17 protein-coding genes are annotated in these 17,246 nt (G+C 68.7%); 10 read left to right on the top strand and 7 right to left on the bottom strand.

Annotated elements, in window-relative coordinates; translation table 11 throughout:
* Nucleotides 1–583: 583 nt before the first annotated feature.
* Entirely contained in the window at nt 584–1,504 is a 921-nt protein-coding gene (locus ACFWY6_RS05425) for a hypothetical protein (RefSeq protein ID WP_384686622.1), read from the top strand.
* Between the two features lie 244 nt (nt 1,505–1,748).
* Here ACFWY6_RS05425 and ACFWY6_RS05420 read toward each other — a convergent pair whose 3' ends face one another.
* The 3 genes from ACFWY6_RS05420 to ACFWY6_RS05410 all read right to left on the bottom strand — a co-directional run bounded on the left by ACFWY6_RS05420 (nt 1,749) and on the right by ACFWY6_RS05410 (nt 5,415).
* Nucleotides 1,749–1,994 (bottom strand): hypothetical protein, encoded by a 246-nt coding sequence (locus ACFWY6_RS05420; protein WP_384686621.1) that lies wholly within the window; start codon nt 1,992–1,994, stop codon nt 1,749–1,751.
* Nucleotides 1,995–3,320: 1,326 nt separating this feature from the next.
* The gene (locus tag ACFWY6_RS05415) at nt 3,321–4,043 is read right to left on the bottom strand and encodes a potassium channel family protein (RefSeq protein WP_384686619.1); all 723 of its coding nucleotides are present in this window, start codon (nt 4,041–4,043) and stop codon (nt 3,321–3,323) included.
* Entirely contained in the window at nt 4,036–5,415 is a 1,380-nt protein-coding gene (locus ACFWY6_RS05410; RefSeq protein ID WP_384686617.1) for a TrkH family potassium uptake protein, read from the bottom strand. The genes ACFWY6_RS05415 and ACFWY6_RS05410 overlap by 8 nt, the downstream gene beginning before the upstream one ends.
* Before the next feature lie 91 nt (nt 5,416–5,506).
* Here ACFWY6_RS05410 and ACFWY6_RS05405 point away from each other — a divergent pair, with 91 nt between their 5' ends.
* Together ACFWY6_RS05405 and ACFWY6_RS05400 are read left to right on the top strand one after the other, a co-directional pair.
* Complete coding sequence (locus ACFWY6_RS05405) at nt 5,507–5,647, top strand: hypothetical protein (RefSeq protein WP_384686615.1); 141 nt, start codon at nt 5,507–5,509, stop codon at nt 5,645–5,647.
* Between the two features lie 262 nt (nt 5,648–5,909).
* Nucleotides 5,910–6,182, top strand: a complete 273-nt coding sequence (locus ACFWY6_RS05400; protein WP_384686613.1) for a hypothetical protein — start codon at nt 5,910–5,912, stop codon at nt 6,180–6,182.
* A gap of 114 nt (nt 6,183–6,296) precedes the next feature.
* On the opposite strand, the gene ACFWY6_RS05395 is transcribed toward ACFWY6_RS05400, so the two are convergent.
* Complete coding sequence (locus tag ACFWY6_RS05395; RefSeq protein ID WP_384686611.1) at nt 6,297–7,733, bottom strand: flotillin family protein; 1,437 nt, start codon at nt 7,731–7,733, stop codon at nt 6,297–6,299.
* Between the two features lie 66 nt (nt 7,734–7,799).
* Nucleotides 7,800–8,315 carry a hypothetical protein gene (locus ACFWY6_RS05390; protein ID WP_384686624.1) on the bottom strand — a complete coding sequence of 172 codons (516 nt, stop codon included), beginning with the start codon at nt 8,313–8,315 and terminating at the stop codon, nt 7,800–7,802.
* 347 nt (nt 8,316–8,662) lie between these two features.
* On the opposite strand from ACFWY6_RS05390, the gene ACFWY6_RS05385 reads away from it, so the two are divergent.
* The 7 genes from ACFWY6_RS05385 to ACFWY6_RS05355 all read left to right on the top strand — a co-directional run bounded on the left by ACFWY6_RS05385 (nt 8,663) and on the right by ACFWY6_RS05355 (nt 15,521).
* Nucleotides 8,663–9,109, top strand: a complete 447-nt coding sequence (locus ACFWY6_RS05385) for a hypothetical protein (protein WP_384686609.1) — start codon at nt 8,663–8,665, stop codon at nt 9,107–9,109.
* 435 nt (nt 9,110–9,544) lie between these two features.
* Nucleotides 9,545–10,606 carry a PucR family transcriptional regulator gene (locus ACFWY6_RS05380; RefSeq protein ID WP_384686607.1) on the top strand — a complete coding sequence of 354 codons (1,062 nt, stop codon included), beginning with the start codon at nt 9,545–9,547 and terminating at the stop codon, nt 10,604–10,606.
* Between the two features lie 43 nt (nt 10,607–10,649).
* On the top strand, nt 10,650–11,078 hold the full coding sequence (locus tag ACFWY6_RS05375) for a hypothetical protein (RefSeq protein WP_384686605.1): 429 nt from the start codon (nt 10,650–10,652) through the stop codon (nt 11,076–11,078).
* A 77-nt stretch (nt 11,079–11,155) separates the two neighbouring features.
* The gene (locus tag ACFWY6_RS05370) at nt 11,156–11,557 is read left to right on the top strand and encodes a hypothetical protein (protein ID WP_384686603.1); all 402 of its coding nucleotides are present in this window, start codon (nt 11,156–11,158) and stop codon (nt 11,555–11,557) included.
* A 1,330-nt stretch (nt 11,558–12,887) separates the two neighbouring features.
* Nucleotides 12,888–13,064, top strand: a complete 177-nt coding sequence (locus ACFWY6_RS05365) for a hypothetical protein (protein WP_384686601.1) — start codon at nt 12,888–12,890, stop codon at nt 13,062–13,064.
* The gene (locus ACFWY6_RS05360; RefSeq protein WP_384686599.1) at nt 13,061–13,459 is read left to right on the top strand and encodes a hypothetical protein; all 399 of its coding nucleotides are present in this window, start codon (nt 13,061–13,063) and stop codon (nt 13,457–13,459) included. Before ACFWY6_RS05365 ends, ACFWY6_RS05360 begins: the two co-directional genes overlap by 4 nt.
* Before the next feature lie 127 nt (nt 13,460–13,586).
* Nucleotides 13,587–15,521, top strand: a complete 1,935-nt coding sequence (locus tag ACFWY6_RS05355; protein ID WP_384686597.1) for a galactose oxidase-like domain-containing protein — start codon at nt 13,587–13,589, stop codon at nt 15,519–15,521.
* Nucleotides 15,522–15,542: 21 nt separating this feature from the next.
* Here ACFWY6_RS05355 and ACFWY6_RS05350 read toward each other — a convergent pair whose 3' ends face one another.
* Complete coding sequence (locus ACFWY6_RS05350) at nt 15,543–16,229, bottom strand: hypothetical protein (RefSeq protein ID WP_384686595.1); 687 nt, start codon at nt 16,227–16,229, stop codon at nt 15,543–15,545.
* A 424-nt stretch (nt 16,230–16,653) separates the two neighbouring features.
* A complete protein-coding gene (locus ACFWY6_RS05345; protein ID WP_384686593.1) occupies nt 16,654–17,184 on the bottom strand; it encodes a MarR family winged helix-turn-helix transcriptional regulator in 531 nt (176 codons plus the stop codon).
* Nucleotides 17,185–17,246: the final 62 nt, after the last annotated feature.

Below are 17,246 nucleotides of genomic sequence, written 5' to 3'. Positions count from 1 at the left end.
TCAAACAACACCTGAGTCAGACCCCAGACCCGGGACAGCACCCGCCCATCCTCTCAGCACGGCTGCTGCGATAAGGGAGCATTCCCGAGACTCGTGCTTCGCATGGAAGCCACACTTCAGGCACATCCATGATCGACCGATCGACGAGGCCGGTCGGGGATCACGAACCGGAAATAGTCGGCAGGTCCTAGCTCACCGAAAGGAAGGCACTGCCAGCAAAGACAACGCCCGCACTGGATCAGCGATCAGCGATCAGCGATCAGCGATCAGCGGCACGCTATTCCCAGAGAGCTGCGGTGCCAGGCGGCGTCCTGGGCTTCCGACCGTATCCGGTTGGAATACGCGGGTGTCTTGCACTCGCGTACGCGCTTGGAGGGGTGATTGAGGACTCACGTCGCACGTCATCTTGCGCCGTTTCAAGCACGCTCTGCCGTTGCAAGGACTACCGTCCGTTGATGCCCGCAACCGTGAGGGCCTCCACAAGTCCCGCCTCGTTCTTCACCTCCTCACTCGCCAGGAGTCCGACGTGAGTAGCCACCCCTCGTTCCCCAGGCCCAGGCCCAGGCCCAACCCAGCCGAGGCCATGACGGCGCCTGAGATCGACGAAGCCTTATCCGCCCTGGCACGCTGCTCGACCGTCCTCCTCGAAGAGTCGCAAGCAGAGCAACAACGCATGGAAGAGTTGAACGAGCTCAGCGAAGCCAGCATCGAGCAGCACGCCGAAGGTCAGGAATCGCGGTACGACGCGGAGTACGCCCTCCTCTCTGTCCGCCTGAGGCTAGCCACGCGGTGCGCGAATGCGCACCGCGACGCAGCGCATGAATTCGTCTGCTGGTGGGTGGACGTAGCCGTCGCGGCGTGGAAATCCGCGGTCCATGGGACACCCATGCAGTACGCACGCCTGGGCGCGACCGCACCGGACACCCTGATGTCCGCGGATGACATGGCAGTCCTGCCCGACGTGGACGAGCAGACGCGAAAGCTGGTGGCGCTGGGCTCGTTCCTCGGCGCACCCCCGCCGAGCGCGGACCCCGACAACGACGACGGCCTCGCCACCATGACCACTGACCTGGCAGCCCGTTCCGGTCTGTCGGTTCGGCGGAATGAGACAGGCGGTATCGATGTGGTGGACGACATCGATCCGGAGGCGCGGCGCCGTCGTCTCTGGGGAGACTATTGGCTTGATCTCGGAATTCCGGCGCTTCCCGGCCCCGGCGGTGAACTCGACGCCCTTCTCATTCGCGCCCCCAGTGAATCCGCGGGCCGCCTTCTGAACGCGTCCCGAGCAGTTGTCAGTGCAGCCATGACCAAGCTGCGCCTGTCGGAGTTGGAAGACACCGGGAGGTCCTGGACACCGGCGGAGACCGACGAGTACGACCAACTGTCTGCTCAGCACGACTGTTTGACGCATCTTCTCGCTGCCTATGCGCAAGCCGTCACTGAAAGCCTGCCCGAGATCCGGGCCTCGTCGAGTGATCAAAGCGGCCCTGGCGGTGCGCACTGACGTCATGATGGCTCCCCCTCCCCTGTAAAAAAGGAGGGCTTACTAGTTCATGGGCAGTCAAATCAGTGCGGGCACTCCTTGAAATCTCAGTCGTGACACTGCTCCACCTCGTCATGCGAGGGCACTCACCCTCATGCCGCTCAACTTCGATGGCACGCGTTCAAGGTCCGCGCCGTGCCTAGAGGCCGAGCCGCTCTGCGTCTCCGGACGGAGGGAAGCCGGGCGCTGTGCCGGCCAGCCGGTCCTACAGGTCGAGGATGCGGCCGCCGAGGGAGGCGTGCTGCGTCCAGCGGCCGCCGGGGGCGAACTCGGCGCTGTACCACAGCTGGTTGTCGTCGCCCCGGTAGAAGACCTCCAGGCGCCCGTCGGCGTTGCGTGCGGCGGTCATTCCGGAGATGGCGAGGCTGTTGGTGTCGTGGCGGGTGCGCGTCCAAGCTCCGTTGACGACGGTGTAGTGGTTGATGTGGGTGTCGTGGGAGCGGGCGAACACCTCGATGTCGCCACGGGAGTTGAGGACGGCGGCGGGGCGCTGCGTGATGGGGTCGCTGCCGCTGGTGATTTCCTCCCAGGTGCCCCAGGCGCCGTAGGCGGTGAGTTGGGGCAGGTGGGCGAGGCTGCGACGCTACGACGGTAGCTGGGCTGCCGCTCCGAGATCCTGCCCTAGAAGGGGCATGCCGACGTGCCCACGCAAGGTGCGATCGGTTTGAGATCCGACAGTCGTGCGGCCCCATGGCGTAGAGGAAATGCGCAGAACTGAAACCGATCGAGCGGGTTCCCAGGAGGAACCTGGAAGTGGGCAGTACCGGCCGCGACGAGCTCCCCTCCACGGTCGGCACCGCCTCAACCGGGGCGCCGATGCCGCGGGAATGTGTCGGCGCCACGGGAAGTGAGGCTGATGGGTTCGACGCCACAGGCTCAACCGAGAACGTCCAATACCTCAGATACGCAACGCGATGATGCGAGGCTTGAACAGAACCCGGCGCTGGTTCGGGGCGTCGATAGCGCGTGTACGGGGTCGAAAGTCAGGGTTGGTTGTGTCGGCGCCCTGTTCGGCGTGAAGGCGGCTGAGCGAGTAACTACCAGGGTTACGAGGCAATCCCCAACTGGGCGACGTCCGGCGCGCCGAACAGGTCGTCGAAGCGACGGGCTCCCTGGGTGGAGATCAGAAAGTACGGGGCGCCCGATCCCGCAATGCTGTGTGGCCTTTTCTGTCCCGTGACGAGCACGTCGTACGGCGACCACGCATCAAGGCCATCGAACACGTCGTAGACAGGGAGCTGCGTCCGGCAACGAGCTGCAAATGCGCCAGCACCGCCGCGCGTTCGACCGCATGCCGACCCGTTCGCCTGCTGGTCATCCCGCCCTTGCAGTCGATCAGTACGAGGTCTTTGGCCTTCGCCGCAATGAGATCCGGGAACCAGCGAATGGAACTGTCCGTCCTCCGACGCGCGCATTGAAACGTACGGCTCAGCTGCGCTTGACCCCAGAAGTCGACTTGCCACCCTCGCCCGGCAAGTTGCTCGGCGACGTAGCGCTCATGCGCATCACCTATTGCATTCCGCTGCTGAAAGCTCGTCAGGGATACAGAGCTTGGGCGTCATCCCTTCTCAGGAGCTCGACGCCCGTATCACGCATACGGAGAAGAGGGGTGACAGCGGGGCGAGGGTGCGGATAGCAGTCACCGAGAGAGGCACGCACCGGTCCCTGGTCGTGGCCTGCGCGGTGGTACCGCCGCGTCGGCCCGATCCGCTCGACGCGGAACTCCCTTCGAGGGACCCGTATGGACACCGCGCGCCCTTGGCCCGCGGAGGTCCAGTCAGGCGAGTTCGGCGAACGCTTCGACGGCCGGTGTCTTGCCGATGACGATGATGACGTCGCTCTTCTCGACGACCGTGTCGGCGGTGGCGTGCGTGAAGTCCTCGCCTGCGCGTTTGATACCGACGACGGTGACACCGTACCTGCTGCGGACCAAGCTCTGACCGAGCGGGACACCGGTCACGATGTCCGGCGCGACGGTCTTGACGAGGGCGTAGCCGTCGTCGAACTCGATGAAGTCCAGCATCCGTCCGGTAACGAGGTGGGCGACGCGCTCGCCCATCTCGTGCTCGGGCAGCACCACGTGGTGGGCGCCGAGGCGTTCGAGGATCTGGCCGTGCTGGCGGCTGATGGCCTTGGCCCAGATATTGGGGACCTCGGCCTCCAAAAGGTTGGAGGTGACGAGGATGCTGGCCTCGATGTCCGTGCCGATGCCGACGACGGCGCTGGTGAACTCGTTGACGCCCAGCTGCTTGAGGGCCTCGGGGTCGGTGCAGTCGGCGACCGCCGAGTGAGTGAGCGCGTCACTCCACTTCTGGACGAGGCGGGCGTCGGTGTCGATGCCCAGGACGTCCCAGCCGCGGCGCATCAGTTCGTTGGCGAGCGAGCTGCCGAAACGGCCCAGACCGATCACGGCGACACGCTGGTCACCGGAGGTTTGCGTGTACTGGTCGCTGAGGCGCTTGTGGCGGCGTCGGCGCAGGGAGTGCAGGTAGTTACCCAATGACAGGTCGCTCCTCGGGCAGTTCGTAGCGGCGGGTGCGTTCGCGCAGGGCGAGGGCCGAGACAAGGGTGATCGGGCCGAGCCGCCCGATGAACATCAAGGCGATGAGGATCAGGTGGCCCGCGGTGGGCAGATCGGCGGTGATGCCGGTGGACAGGCCGACGGTGCCGAAGGCGGAGACGACCTCGAACAGCACCGCCTCCAGGGACTCCTCGGTCATGGCGAGGAGCGCGAGGGTGGCACTCATGACCAGGCCGATGCCGAGCAGGGTGACGGTCAGGGCCTGACGCAGCGCCTGCGGGGCGATCCGGCGGCCGAGGACGGCGGCGGTCGGTTCGCCGCGGACCTCGGCGAGGATGGCGGAAGCCAGGACGGCGAACGTGGTGACCTTGATTCCACCGGCCGTACCCGCACTGCCGCCGCCGATGAACATCAGCACGCAGGTCATGAGAAGCGTGGAGGCGTGCAGGGCGCCGATGTCCAGGGCGTTGAAGCCCGCGGTGCGGCTCATCGCGGAGTGGAAGAAGCCGCCCAGCAGTTTCTGCCCCCAGCCGAGAGGGCCCAGCGTGCCGGGGTTCGTCCACTCCAGCAGGCAGGTCAGCACCGTTCCCGCCACGAGCAGGGCCGCCGTGGTGATCAGGGTGAGCTTGGTGTGCAGGGTCCAGTTGCGCCGACCGGTCGTGCGGCGACGGTGCCGGTGGCGCAGTACTTCGAGGAAGACCGGGAAGCCGATGCCGCCCAGGATCACGGCCGCGGCGATCGGCAAGGTCACCCAGGGGTCCTGGACGTAGCGGGTGAGGCTGTCGGCGTGCAGGCCGAAGCCGGCGTTGTTGAACGCCGACACCGCGTGGAAGTAGCCCAGATACGTGGCGCGGCCGATGCCCTCGCCGTACCCGTACCGGAAGCGCAGGGCCAGCACCGCGCCCACCGCGAGTTCCACGATCAGCGTCGATCCGGCGACACCGAGCAGCAGCTTGCGCACGTCTCCGATGCCGAAGCTCTTCGTTTCCGCGGCGGCGGTGAGCTGCATGCGCAGCCGCAGCCGCCCCGAGACCAGCAGGGCCAGCAGCGACGCCATCGTCATGATGCCGAACCCACCCACCTGGATGAGCGCGAGGATGACGCCTTCGCCGAACCCGCTCCAGTGCGCCCCGGTGTCCACCACGGCGAGCCCGGTCACGCACACGGCGGACGTGGAGGTGAACAGAGCGTCCACGAAATCCGTTGGGACGGGTCCCTCGGAGGCAACGGGCAGCGCCAGAAGGACAGCTCCAACGGCGATCACCGCGGCGAACGCCCAGACCGTGCTGCGGGCGGGATGCGCGGCGAACACGGCCCGCAGCGCCCGCGGCGTACGTGCCACCACCACCATGCCTTTCGTCGCTCCCGTGCTGGTACAGCGGCGTCACCATACCTTGACGCCTTGTTGGCGCTCGCTTAACGGTCTGCTGACCAATCCTCTGGTGGGGCAGACGCTGGAGCGCGGCGCTCGCCTCTCGGCCGCACGCGGGTTGCTCGCCTGCGGCGCCATAGCCGTCGAACAGTTCGCCCGCCGGGTCGACGAGTCCCCATGCGCGGGCATCCTGCGGGCCTCGGGGTGGTGACGGCCGGCGCGGCCGCCTGGGACAGCCGCGTCAGGGATGCTGCTGCTCGTTGGACGAACCGCCTGCCGCGAGACGTTCGTGCAGCAGGTACGACGCGGCGATCACGCCGAGTAGATGCGTGCCGTGCCTGGCGCGGTCGACGACGGCCACCAGTGGGCTACGGCCGGGGCCATGAGAGCCGCCGCTCCAGGGCGGTGTCGTCCGGGGCGGCGGTGGGAGGTGCGGTGACCTGACGGGAAAGACAGTCTCCGACCGTGTGGCCGTGCAGGGCCTGACAGAGTCGGTCCGCGCACTTCTCGTCGACCATGGCCGCGAGGGCCGGGTCCTCGATGCCCTACCAGGGGACGAGAACCTTCACCATCTGGGAGGCAGGCAGGATGGCCTTGGGCTCGCCGTCCCCGTCGAGGACGAGCAGGCCGGGGAGTTTGCGCTAAGCCATCAGCCCGGCCGCCGCCACGGCGTCAGTGTCGACGTTCACCGCTTCGTCAACGACTGCCAGGTCCCGTGCGCGCACCACCTGCTCCTCATCTGCTGAAGTACGTTGCTGACCTCAGCCTCGTACGAGGCGGATGAATGGGCCGGCCTCCGTGACGCGACACCTACGGGGTGGACCGCGCCGGGCGCGGGCCACCCCGTAGGAAGGACCGGGTCAGTCGGTGATCTCGATCCGTCCGTTGGCCGATGCCGGCTCGGTGGTAGGCGCCGGAACGGGCGACTTGCTCCCGCCGGTGATGTTCTTCAGGAGTGCGGCGAGGTCGACTCCGGTGGTGGAGTTGAGCAGTTCGACGCCCTGGGCGACGTTGTCGGCGACCGTACGGGACAGCTGGCTCGCGCCGTCCGTGGAGATCACCGTCATCTTGTCGATCGCGGCCAGCGGCTCGGACGCCTTGGCGACGACCTGCGGCAGCACCTCGACCAGCATCTGCAGCACCGCCGCGTCACCGTACTGCGCGAACGCATCGGCCTTCTTCTGCATGGCCTCCGCCTCCGCGGATCCCTTCGCGCCGATCGCCGCGGCGTCCGCCTCGCCCTCGATCCGTACGGCGTCGGCGAGCGCGGCGCGGTGCGCCTTCTCGCCCTCACCGGTCAGGCGCGAGCGCTGGGCGTCGGCCTCGGCCTGCTTGACCAGGGCGATGCGGCGGGCTTCGGCCTCCTGCTCGGCCTGGTAGCGGGCGGCGTCGGCAGGCTTGCGAACCTTCGTGTCCAACTCCCGGTCGGTGAGCGCGGCCTGACGCTCGGCGACCTTCTCCTGCTCGCTCAGGACCTCCTGGCTGCGGGCGGCCTCGGCGAGCGGTCCCGCCGCGTTCGCCTGGGCGGCGGCCTGGTCCGTCTCGGCCTTGATCTCGGCCTGCTTGAGCGCGAACGTGCGCTGCGCGATCGCGATCTCCTCCTCGGCCTTGAGCCGGGCCTGCTCGGAGGCGCGGCGGGCCACGGCCTCGGCGATGTCGGCCTCCTGCTTGGCGCGGGCGGCCTCGGGCCGGCCGAGGTCCTCGAGGTAGGTGCCCTCGGTGGTGATGTCCTGGATCTGGAACGCGTCCAGGACCAGGCCCTGCCCGGACAGTGACGCCTCGGCCTCCTCGGCGACCTGCCCCGCGAACGCGGCGCGGTCGCGGATGACGTCCTCCACCGACATCCGGCCCACGATCGAGCGCAGGGCACCCGACAACACTTCCTGCGTGAAGCCGACGATGCCGTCCTGCTGCATGAGGAACCGCTGCGCGGCGGCGCGGATCGAGTCCTCGGTGCCGCCGACCTTGACGATGGCGACGCCTTCGAGGTGCGCCTTCACACCGCGCAGGGTGACCGCGCCGCGCACGGCGACCGGGATGTGCCGCGAGGACAGGTCGAGGGTGAACTTCTGCTGGACGAACGGGACGACGAAGACGCCGCCGCCGACCACGACCTTCTGCCCACTGTTGTCGGTGAAGATCCGGCCGGTCTCCGGGTCGGTGGACTTCTTGCCGCGCCGCCCGGTGACGATGAACGCCTCACTGGGGCCGGCGACCTTGTAGCGGGTGATGACGACGAGCGCCAGCAGCACGACGAGTACGACGACTCCGGCTACGGCGATGGTGACAGGGCTCATGGTGGATTCCCCCTCTGCCTCCCGGGGGACGGCAGTCGGTTGGTGGTGGTTCGGGTGGAACGGTGGTCAGCGGTCGACGGAGCGGACCTCGACCGAGGTCGGCGAGAGGATGTCGGCCACCCACACCTCGGCACCGCGGGCGACAGCGGTCGGGCTCTTCGCCGCGAACTTCGCGCTCTGGCCAGCCAGTTGGAGCAGCACCTCGCCGTAGCCGTCGGCCGGGATGGCGGTCACCACGGTGCCCGCGGTGCCGACAAGGTCGTCGCCCCGCGGTGTCGCAGCGGTCTGGTCCCGCATCAGAGCGCGGGTGAGTTTCCAGGTCAGCCAGCCGGCGCCGACTCCTGCTCCGGCACCAACCGCGGTGGCGGCCCCGGCGCCGAGCCCGGTGGTGCCCAGGACGATCGCGCCGCCGAATCCGAGCATCGACACGAAGCCCGCGATCACGGGCAGCGACAGCAGACCGTCGAACACCCCGCCCAGCGCCCCGACTCCGTCGAAGAGCCCTTCCAGGACTCCGTCGAGCGCCAGGGACAGCGCGAGCACGACCAGGCCCGCAATGCCGAGACCGAGAAACAACGTCATGTCACTGGCCTCCCTGGCACCCTTGTTCTGCTTGCTTTCCATGGATGCTTCCACAGTCGGCCACCCGAGATAACTGCCGGTTCTCGGCAATCTTTACGCGTTTTTGATGCCTGCCTGCTCCTGCGGTGGCGGACGTGTGGACGGCCGGTGCGACGGGCTGACACGATCGCATCGCGTTCGGCATGGGTCCGGCGCGTCGGCCGTGACACGTGGGTGGGTGCTGCCCACGAACCGGCGGCGGGTCCGGCGCCCCCGCCTCTACGACCGGGGGCAACTCAGCGTCGCCGCGTCCCGTACGCGGATGCGGCTCGCGGGACCGGACCGAGTTGATGTCGAGGAGGGCGCTGATGGCGACGTGGGGTCTGGTGGTCGAGACGACCGCGGGGATGGGTGAGCGCAAACATCCCGCCGGTTTCGTCATCGGCCATGTGGAGGGGACCCGGGAGGACGCACTCACCGAGTTGGAGCGGCGGGCTCGCGGCTACCAGCCCGAGCATCCGCGCAGCCCGAGGCGGCGCCGCCTGTACCGGCTCGGCGACGGGTTCCTGCTCGTGATCGACGGGTCTTGGCAGTCCTTCAGCACACGGCTCACCGTGGCGGAACTCGTCCAGGACTCGGCGGCCCCGCCACCGATCACCCCCGAGTCAGAGCCGGAGCCTGGACCGGAACCGACAGCGGCGGCTCCCGATCCGCAGGACGCTGTGCCGCCAGCCCTGAATCCGGATCCGCAGCCGACGTACGACGACGGCGTGCCGGTGCGCCCCTCGTGGTGGGGACGCACCGACCTGTCGTAGGAGTCCTCGACGGGCGCGGCGAGGGGTCAACGATGCGCGCGACGGTGGAGCGTTTCGTCGTCCGGGGCCCTGCCGGGCAGATCCCGGGCAAGCACGGCGTCACCTCCTCCGCGCACACGCCTCCGGGGAGCGGTCCGGCAGGCAGGCCCTCGTGAACGCTGCAGGCGTTCGGCAATGCGCCAACGCATCTCACGCCGACATCATGGCCGGGGAGAAGCCGTTGACGGGCGGTGCGGCGACCAAGGCCCGCCCTGCCCGCCGACCAGATCCTCACCACGAGGGAAACGTCCTGTCCCCCACCCACGGGTTGCGTCTGTCATGCCGCGTTCCCAGCATTTGCCGGAATCCAGCAGCCTGGAACACCCCCGGCAGAACTCGCCCTTGCCGCATGCGCTAAGAATGCGGCAAGAGGATGGCACCACGAGTGGGGTGGAGATGGCGTCACAACAGGACGTCCCCGACGAGTATCTGGACGGGTACGTCCAGGTCGTGGCGGACGCCGCGGCCACCGGACGTCGGCTGACCCGCGACGAACTCGACGCGCGCCGCGCGCTGGGCGAGCGCGCCGCCGAGGCGGGCCTGGGTCTGCGCGCTCTGGTCGCCGCGCACTTCACGCAGACCCGCACTGACAAGATCGGGACCAGGGGCACAGTCGACGCCGTCGTCGCGGCCGCCGCTCAGGCCGTCGACGCGTTCGCCGAAGGCTACGAGCGCGCCCAGCGGCAGACCATGCGCCAAGCAGAGGCGGCCCGCCGCGAGTTCATCGACGACCTGCTCTACGGCCGCAGCGACCTCGGACAACTCGCCGAACGTGCCGAGCGGTTCGGCCTGCGCCTGTCCTACGAACACGCCGTCGCCGTGGCCCGCGGCAAGGTCGCCTACGAGGAGGGCGGCGTCGTCCCCCGCGAGGTCGAGCGTGCGGTGATCTCCCGCTTCGGCAACCGGAACATCCTGCTGACGACCAAGGACGGGCGTCTGGTGTGCATCGCGCCCGGCGACCAGGACGAAGTCCTCTCGTACTTCGCCAAGCAGGCGTTCGCCGCCACCGACGGAGGACAGGTCGCCATCGGCCGCCCGCAGTCAGGCCCCGGTGGCGTCGTCCAGTCGTACGAGGAAGCGCTCAACGCCCTCGACCTGGCCGCCCGTCTCGCCCTGGACGCCCCCGTACTGCGCTCGGCCGACCTTCTCGTCTACCCGGTCCTCACCCGCGACCGGCAGGCCATGGCCGATCTGGTCCACAACACCCTCGGGCCACTGCAACGAGCCCGAGGCGGCGCCCAGCCCTTGATCGACACGCTCACCGCATATTTCGACTCCGGATGCGTGGCCGCAGAGTCGGCCCGCCGCCTGGCCTTGAGCGTGCGGGCCTTCACCTACCGTCTCGCCCGCATCCACCAGCTCACCGGCGTTGACCCGTCCGATCCGGTCCACCGCTACACCCTGCAGACCGCAGTGATCGGCGCACGCCTTCTCGACTGGCCCACCCACAACACCTGATGGGAGCACGGCACGGGCAGGGTAAGCGGCTCACCCTGTGGGCGTGACCGATACCGCCGACGTCGCCGGATCTCCGGTGTCCGGGGCAGTGCCTCGCACACGCCCCCGACTGCTGCAGTCGTCTTCGTCGAACCGTATCCGCACCGAGAGCCAGGAGACGCACGTGAAGAAGGCACACACAGGCATGGGCACAGCGGTAGCCGCGCTCCTGATCGGCGCCGCCGCGGCGACCGCATCCGGCGCGCAGTCCTCTCCGCCCACGCCGGATTGGGTCAACGCCGAAGGAGCGGTCGACGAAGGCAGTCTCCCGGAGACTATGCCGCTCATCGGCGCTGACGGCACGGTCGCCAAGGACGCCAACGGCAAGAAGCTGAAGGCCAGGACGCGCGGCCGGGCCCCCGTTGCGCTTCGGTCCGCGCCAAGAGAGCCCGGGAAAAGCGTTCCATTGAAACGGACGCGGACGGGCGGGTAGCCGAGAACGTTCATGTCCTGCCGTCCGCACCGCCTGCTAGCTGCCCCCTACGGTTGGCCTGGGGAAGGGAGAACGGCATGAGCGGAGGCCGACGCGCGTTGCGCCTGCTGGAAGGGCTGTGCGCGGTCATCACGGTGCTCTATGCGGCGCTCTTGGTGTTGTTCGCCAACTATGACGCCCTGCTGATCACTTACAGGAACGGCGACCTCACCTCGACGATCGCGGTGTTCGCGGGAGCATGCGTCGGCTGGCTGAGCCTGCGCCTGGTGCGCTCACCGCGGCGCCCCACAGGAGGGCTGCTCGTCGGTGGCGCGTGCGCCATCGGTCTGGTGGCCGTGGTGTGGTGGACGACTCGCCCCGCGGTGGAAGAGCAGCACGTCACACCCACTCCGGGCACCGGGCGCTCCTGGGAGTCGCAGCCCCCCGACAGCACTCCGGGTACGGCGCCCCCTTCGGCACCGCCGACCGCCGGGCCGTAACTCGCGAGCCAGCTCTCGGCTCCGCACCGCGCGACAGCGCATTCCCGAAAAGCGTAGGACCTCCCATGCCATCGGGGAAGACTGCGATGCCGACGAGCGCCTTGCCGTGCGAAGAGCATCGATTCGATGCGGCAGAGACGCTCGTGCGCAACGGAGTGGATCAGGGGACGTATCCCTCTGCCCAGAACGGCCAACAAAGGCGGTGCAGACCACCACGCCCCTACGAGCGGGGTCCTGGCTGTAACTGTACGACCAGGTGGAAGACCTCCCGCGCCACCTCACGGCTCAACACTTACCGGCTCACTTCAGCAGATCGCGGAATCCCCCCGCCGTTCTCGGGATTCGCCAGCGTCAAACGCGGTCCCCGATGAAGAGCACTGCAGCGGCCACGCCCGTTCCCCGTCTTCCGATGTCATGTCGCGTTACCGGTACCGGGCCGCGTCAGGCGGTCAGAAACGTGAGGACGCCACAATGAACGGCAGGCCCCTATCGGGACACGCCCCGCCGGCCCGGCACCGACAACGCACCATCCCCGGCCAACGGCCGACACTGTGACACCAAGACACCTCGGTCAAAAACCCCGTGAGTCAGACCCCGGACCCGGGACAGCATCCGCCCATCCTCCCGCCCCACGCAGCACCCGCCCCTCTCTGTGCAAACTCGACCGCCGACCGAACTCTGCGACAACTGAGATTCGTTGATGACAGGGAATGCGCTCAAGACAGGCGCAACCGTGACGCCGAAACGGTCGCCTCCGTCGTGGAGTCGCTTCCCGCAACGTTGCTCACCTCGCTGCAACTGGCCGACGCGGCTGACCAGTTGAGCCAGTCCGGACATGGCGCACTGCCCGTCCACGACCCGTCGGACGCCTGCGTGGGCATCCTCACCGCGTGCGGTGGCGGAGTCACTCGCCGAACAGCCCGACGGCGCACCGGCCATAGCCGGCGACCTCGCCGAGTTACCGCCCCGTGTCACCACGGACCAGTAACTCGCCACTGCTCTGCACGCCTTGCTGTCCGTGGCCGGCACCGGGCTGCCGGTCTGGGCCCCTGAGAAGCGCGAGCCGGTCGGCTGGTTGAGTCACCAAGGGGTGCTGCGAGCGCTGCACTCCCCCGAGACGAACCGCGCGCCCGAGCTGGTTCCTCGTAGTAGCCCCGGCACCGTCCTCCCGAACGATGCGCGCGACACCGTCCACGGACAGGGTGGTCGGTATCCGATCCGCCATCGAGGCAGGGGTGCACGATGCTGTTGATCGAGGTCCACGTCCCCCCGGGGAGCGCTCGACGAGCAGGAGCGACAGAGCCTGGCCGGGCGGCTCATCGACGCCTTGATGGCCGAGGAGGACAGTCACGCCATCGAGGTCCTGGACGCACAGCGCACCCTCACGCAGGTCCTGGTGCACGAGCCGGCCACCTGGGTCCTGGGGCAGCGCCCCGCAACCGATCCCGCCGATCCGCCGCGCTACCTGGTGCGTGTCACCCTGCGGCCTCCTCGCGCAAGGAGATGAGCGCACACACCGTGCGCATCATCACCGAAGTGCTGACGGAGTCCGAGCGCACGGCGGGCCGCGATGCCGAGCGGCTGCGCCGCGCACCGCACGCCGTCGTCCTGGTGGACGGCATCAGCGAGGGCGGCATCGGCATCTTCGGCCATGTCATGAGCAGCCTGGACCTCACCGAACTGGTCAGCCGCCCCTACGGCGACGCCACCGGACCCAGCCCTGCTCCCGCCTCCGCATCCGCGCCGGACGGCAGGCTGATCGACCCTGTCTGCGGCATGGCGGTCGACCTGGACGACAGCACGCTCACCCTGGTGCACGACGGCGTGCTGTACGGCTTCTGCCACGGCCTGTGCCGCCGTTTCTTCGCCGACGAACACAGCGTCCCTCTCGGCGGCGCATGACGAGCACATTGCGCGATTCGAGCTATTTTGCATAGTGCAAACACGCGCGCCTCCCCTCTCCGATCGTCCCGCTGCGGTAGTCGTCGACGCGTCAGTCCCGCGTACGACGTCGCTCCTGGAGGCATCGATGGCCGCCGCCCACCGTTCCCTTCTCAAGGCCCGAAAGACCTGGCTCGGCGCGGGCGCCGTCCTCGTCCTGGCCGGGCTCAACGCCCCCGCCGTGCTCGGTGTGGCGCGTGAGAAGTACCACGACTGGGAGATCAACCAGCCTTCGTACAAGGCGGAACGGGGCCACTGGGCGCTCGCGGACCTGCCCGGCGGGCATCAGCTGAACTCGATCCACGCGGTCCTGCTGCGCACCGGCAAGGTATTGCTGATCGCCGGATCGGGCAACGACGTCAAGCAGTTCAACGGCGGCGCCTTCAAGTCCACGCTCTGGGACCCTCGCACCGACACCTTCAAGAAGATCGACACCCCCAAGGACCTGTTCTGCGCGGGGCACGCCCAACTCCCTGATGGAAAAGTCCTGATCGCGGGCGGCACGGCCCGCTATGAGGTACTGAAGGGGGACGTGATGCGGGCAGGTGGCGCCATGCTCGTCAAGAACGAGGACCCCGACCAAGCCCGCTCCCTCCCCAAGGGCACGGTCTTCCGTGCCGCCAACGGCACCGAGTACCGCAGTCAGTTCCCCGTCCACGTACCTGCCGCGAAGAAGACGATCGTCGGGCCTGGCGGCGCTGCGAAGGTCACCGCGAGCCAGGCCCGCGTCTACGTCGAGTCCGCCCTCGATGGCCCGAAGGGCATCACCAACACCACCAAGCAGTACGAGATCGAGGGCCTGCGCGGCGATGACGCCGACAACTTCTACGGCATCGCCAACAAGCTCGGCCTCGACAAGAAGGACTTTCAAGGCATCAAGGATGCCTACGAGTTCGACCCGGTCACCGAGAAATACACCAAGGTCGGCTCGATGAGCGAGGCCCGCTGGTATCCCACCCTGACCACGCTCTCCGACGGCCGGGTCCTGGCCGTGTCCGGGCTCGACGACGTGGGGCAGGTCGTGCCCGGCAAGAACGAGAGCTACGACCCCGCCACCAAGCGCTGGTCGAAGGCGCCGACGCGCTACTTCCCCACCTACCCCTCCTTCTTCGTCACCGGGAAGGAGAAGATCTTCTACTCCGGCTCCAACGCCGGGTACGGCCCCGCAGACAAGGGGCGCTCCCCCGGGCTGTGGAACCTGGCCGACAACACGTTCACCACCGTCGGCGGGCTCAAGGACCCCGACATCCTGGAGACTTCGTCGTCCATGCTGCTGCCGCCCGCGCAGGATCACAAGGTCATGGTCCTCGGCGGAGGCGGCGTGGGCGAGTCGACGAAGGCGACTGCCCGTACTGCGATCGTCGACCTCGATGGCGCCCGCCCCATCTTCAAGGCCGGGCCCGAACTCCCTGAAAAGACCCGGTACTTGAACAGTGTGCTGATGCCGGACGACACCGTGTTCACGACCGGTGGCAGCCGCGGCTACCGCGGCCGCGGCGCCAGCGACATCCTCCGCTCCCAGATCTACGACCCGAAGAAGAACACCTTCACCCCCGCCGCCGCCCCCACCGTCGGCCGCAACTACCACACCGAGGCTCTCCTGCTGCCGGACGGCCGGATCGCCGTCTTCGGCTCCGACCCTCTCTTCTCCGACAAGGCCAACTCCCGCGCCGGGCACTTCGAGCAGCGCGTCGAAGTCTTCGAACCGCCCTACCTCCACCACGGTGACCGTCCCCGACTCACCGCCGCGGCGACCGACGTGCAGCGCGGTGTGCGGCTGGCGCTGCGCACCCCGGACGCCGGACGCATCCAGCACGTACGTCTCATGCGGCCCGGTTCCGCCACTCACGTCACCGACTTCGACCAGCGGTCCATCGCTCTCGACGTCATCCGCCGGGACAAGGACGGCCTGACCGTGAGCGTGCCCGGCGACAACTCCCTCATCCCGTCCGGCTGGTACATGGTCTTCGCCACCGACCGGGACGGCATTCCCTCACAGGCAGCCTGGGTGCACGTACGGTAGGCCACCCCTGGCCGGGGCAGCTCAGGCTCCGCCCGACGTCGCCTCCAGCCGGAACGAGCGCACCACCGCGACCGTGCATCCGCCGACGAACAGGACCGAGAGAGCCGCCAGCCGAAGCTCCGCCCCGCGCAACTCTCCCGGTGTGGCGACGCCCGGGGTGGGGGCTCGCCCGGGGGGGTGTAACACCAGGGGCTGGGTTTCCCCCACCCAAATCGACTCGGCGCAGCCGCGCCACACTTCAGCGCCCGCCGGAACGGCGTCGATGTCCGTGACCGAGCAAACGGAACGCCCGTGTTCGGCCTCCGCCTGAACCGAGGCCACCCGTGCCGGCTCCACACGGCCGCGCTGCTGCAGTACTACCCCGATCGCAACATCCGGCGCCATGAAAGCCAGGCATGCGCCCAGCACCGCGACCAGACCGATCAGCACACGTCCGGCTCGCAGCACCATCAGGTACAGCACCAGGGCGGCGACCACCGTCAGGCCGAGTTCGCCGGTGACCAGACCCCGAGGGCCGCCCCACATCACGGCAAAGGCCGACCCGACGATCACCACTGCCGTGGCGCCCCCAACCGCGAGGCCCTCGGCCAGCAGCCGCCCGGGAATCCCGATGAACTCTGCAGGCCCCCACAGGACGCTCCGCAGGTGCTCGGCGAGACCGGGCGCAGCCGAGCGGCGAGCCGCCGTGCCCTGACGTATCGCTCGCATTCCGAACCCCCTCCCTCATCGGACCCGACGATGTCGCGACCACCTTGCGCGCTGCACCGCCTCGGGCGCGCCGTTCCCGACCGGACGCAACCCGGGCGTCACGCTGCCGGGCCCCGGCAGCCGGACGCAGCCCACCGCTCAGGACACATGCGAGCCCTGCCGTGCCTCAACGCACCCACCACGTGCTGGGCGACTCCGGCGTGCTTGCCGCGGAGCATGACCGTCGGCCGCTCCCGTCACGTGCGGCGTGCACCACGACGGGAGACGGCGCGGTCCTGTCGCCACCGGGTGGCAACGACCACGCGGCGGCGAGGGACGCTCGTTCGCGGCCGTACTTATAGCGGTGTCGTACGTGCCGTGCGGTCATGCAGTCCAGGTCTCCTGTCCTTCGACGATGCGGGCAGGAGACCCGGAATGCTGCTGGTCAGCCTGCCGTCGGTGATTCGCCCCAGCCCAGCGGATACAGGTCCGTGCCCGCGTCCGGAGACGGTGCCAGTGGTTCGCCGCCCGCCTGGTTGAAGTCCGTCAACGCGTCGATGAGCGCCGTTCGCTGCTGCGGGGCGAGCCGCTCGACGATCGACGCGATCTCCTGGCGGCGCCGCGCGGTGACGTCCTCCACCGTGCGGCGACCCTCGTCGGTGAGCCGCAGCAGGGTCTCGCGGCGGTTGTCGGGATTGGTCTGCCGGGCCGCGAGCCCGGCCGCGATCAGCCGGTCGACCATGCGCATCGCCGTCGACGGGGCCACGCCCAACAGCTCGGCCAGCGCGACGAGTTTGGTCTCCCCGCGCGAAGAGAGCACCACCAGCATGCGGAACTGCGGCAGCGTCACCCGGTCCTCGACCTCGGCGAGGGAACGCGCGGACACCGCTACCAACACCCGCGACGCCGTCAGCACCGCACGGGTCACCGCATCCACATCGTCCATGCGCTCCACCGGAGCCGCTTTCCTGGCCATGGCACTTTTCTACCCTGCCCGCGGTGCAGCGCGCCCTCCGCCTCTCGATGTTCATCGTTCAC

The sequence above is a fragment of the Streptomyces sp. NPDC059037 genome, assembly GCF_042740015.1.
In the GTDB taxonomy this organism is placed as follows: Bacteria; Actinomycetota; Actinomycetes; order Streptomycetales; family Streptomycetaceae; genus Streptomyces.
This window is presented reverse-complemented; position numbering and strand designations above follow the sequence as displayed.

Coding starts and splice junctions, on each gene's coding strand:
- ACFWY6_RS05425 (WP_384686622.1), top strand. CDS start 584: ATGACGGCGCCTGAGATCGACGAAGCCTTATCCGCCCTGGCACGCTGC.
- ACFWY6_RS05380 (WP_384686607.1), top strand. CDS start 9,545: ATGGCGTCACAACAGGACGTCCCCGACGAGTATCTGGACGGGTACGTC.
- ACFWY6_RS05370 (WP_384686603.1), top strand. CDS start 11,156: ATGAGCGGAGGCCGACGCGCGTTGCGCCTGCTGGAAGGGCTGTGCGCG.
- ACFWY6_RS05350 (WP_384686595.1), bottom strand. CDS start 16,229: ATGCGAGCGATACGTCAGGGCACGGCGGCTCGCCGCTCGGCTGCGCCC.
- ACFWY6_RS05390 (WP_384686624.1), bottom strand. CDS start 8,315: ATGACGTTGTTTCTCGGTCTCGGCATTGCGGGCCTGGTCGTGCTCGCG.
- ACFWY6_RS05345 (WP_384686593.1), bottom strand. CDS start 17,184: ATGGCCAGGAAAGCGGCTCCGGTGGAGCGCATGGACGATGTGGATGCG.
- ACFWY6_RS05365 (WP_384686601.1), top strand. CDS start 12,888: ATGGCCGAGGAGGACAGTCACGCCATCGAGGTCCTGGACGCACAGCGC.
- ACFWY6_RS05385 (WP_384686609.1), top strand. CDS start 8,663: ATGGCGACGTGGGGTCTGGTGGTCGAGACGACCGCGGGGATGGGTGAG.
- ACFWY6_RS05395 (WP_384686611.1), bottom strand. CDS start 7,733: ATGAGCCCTGTCACCATCGCCGTAGCCGGAGTCGTCGTACTCGTCGTG.
- ACFWY6_RS05410 (WP_384686617.1), bottom strand. CDS start 5,415: ATGGTGGTGGTGGCACGTACGCCGCGGGCGCTGCGGGCCGTGTTCGCC.
- ACFWY6_RS05360 (WP_384686599.1), top strand. CDS start 13,061: ATGAGCGCACACACCGTGCGCATCATCACCGAAGTGCTGACGGAGTCC.
- ACFWY6_RS05355 (WP_384686597.1), top strand. CDS start 13,587: ATGGCCGCCGCCCACCGTTCCCTTCTCAAGGCCCGAAAGACCTGGCTC.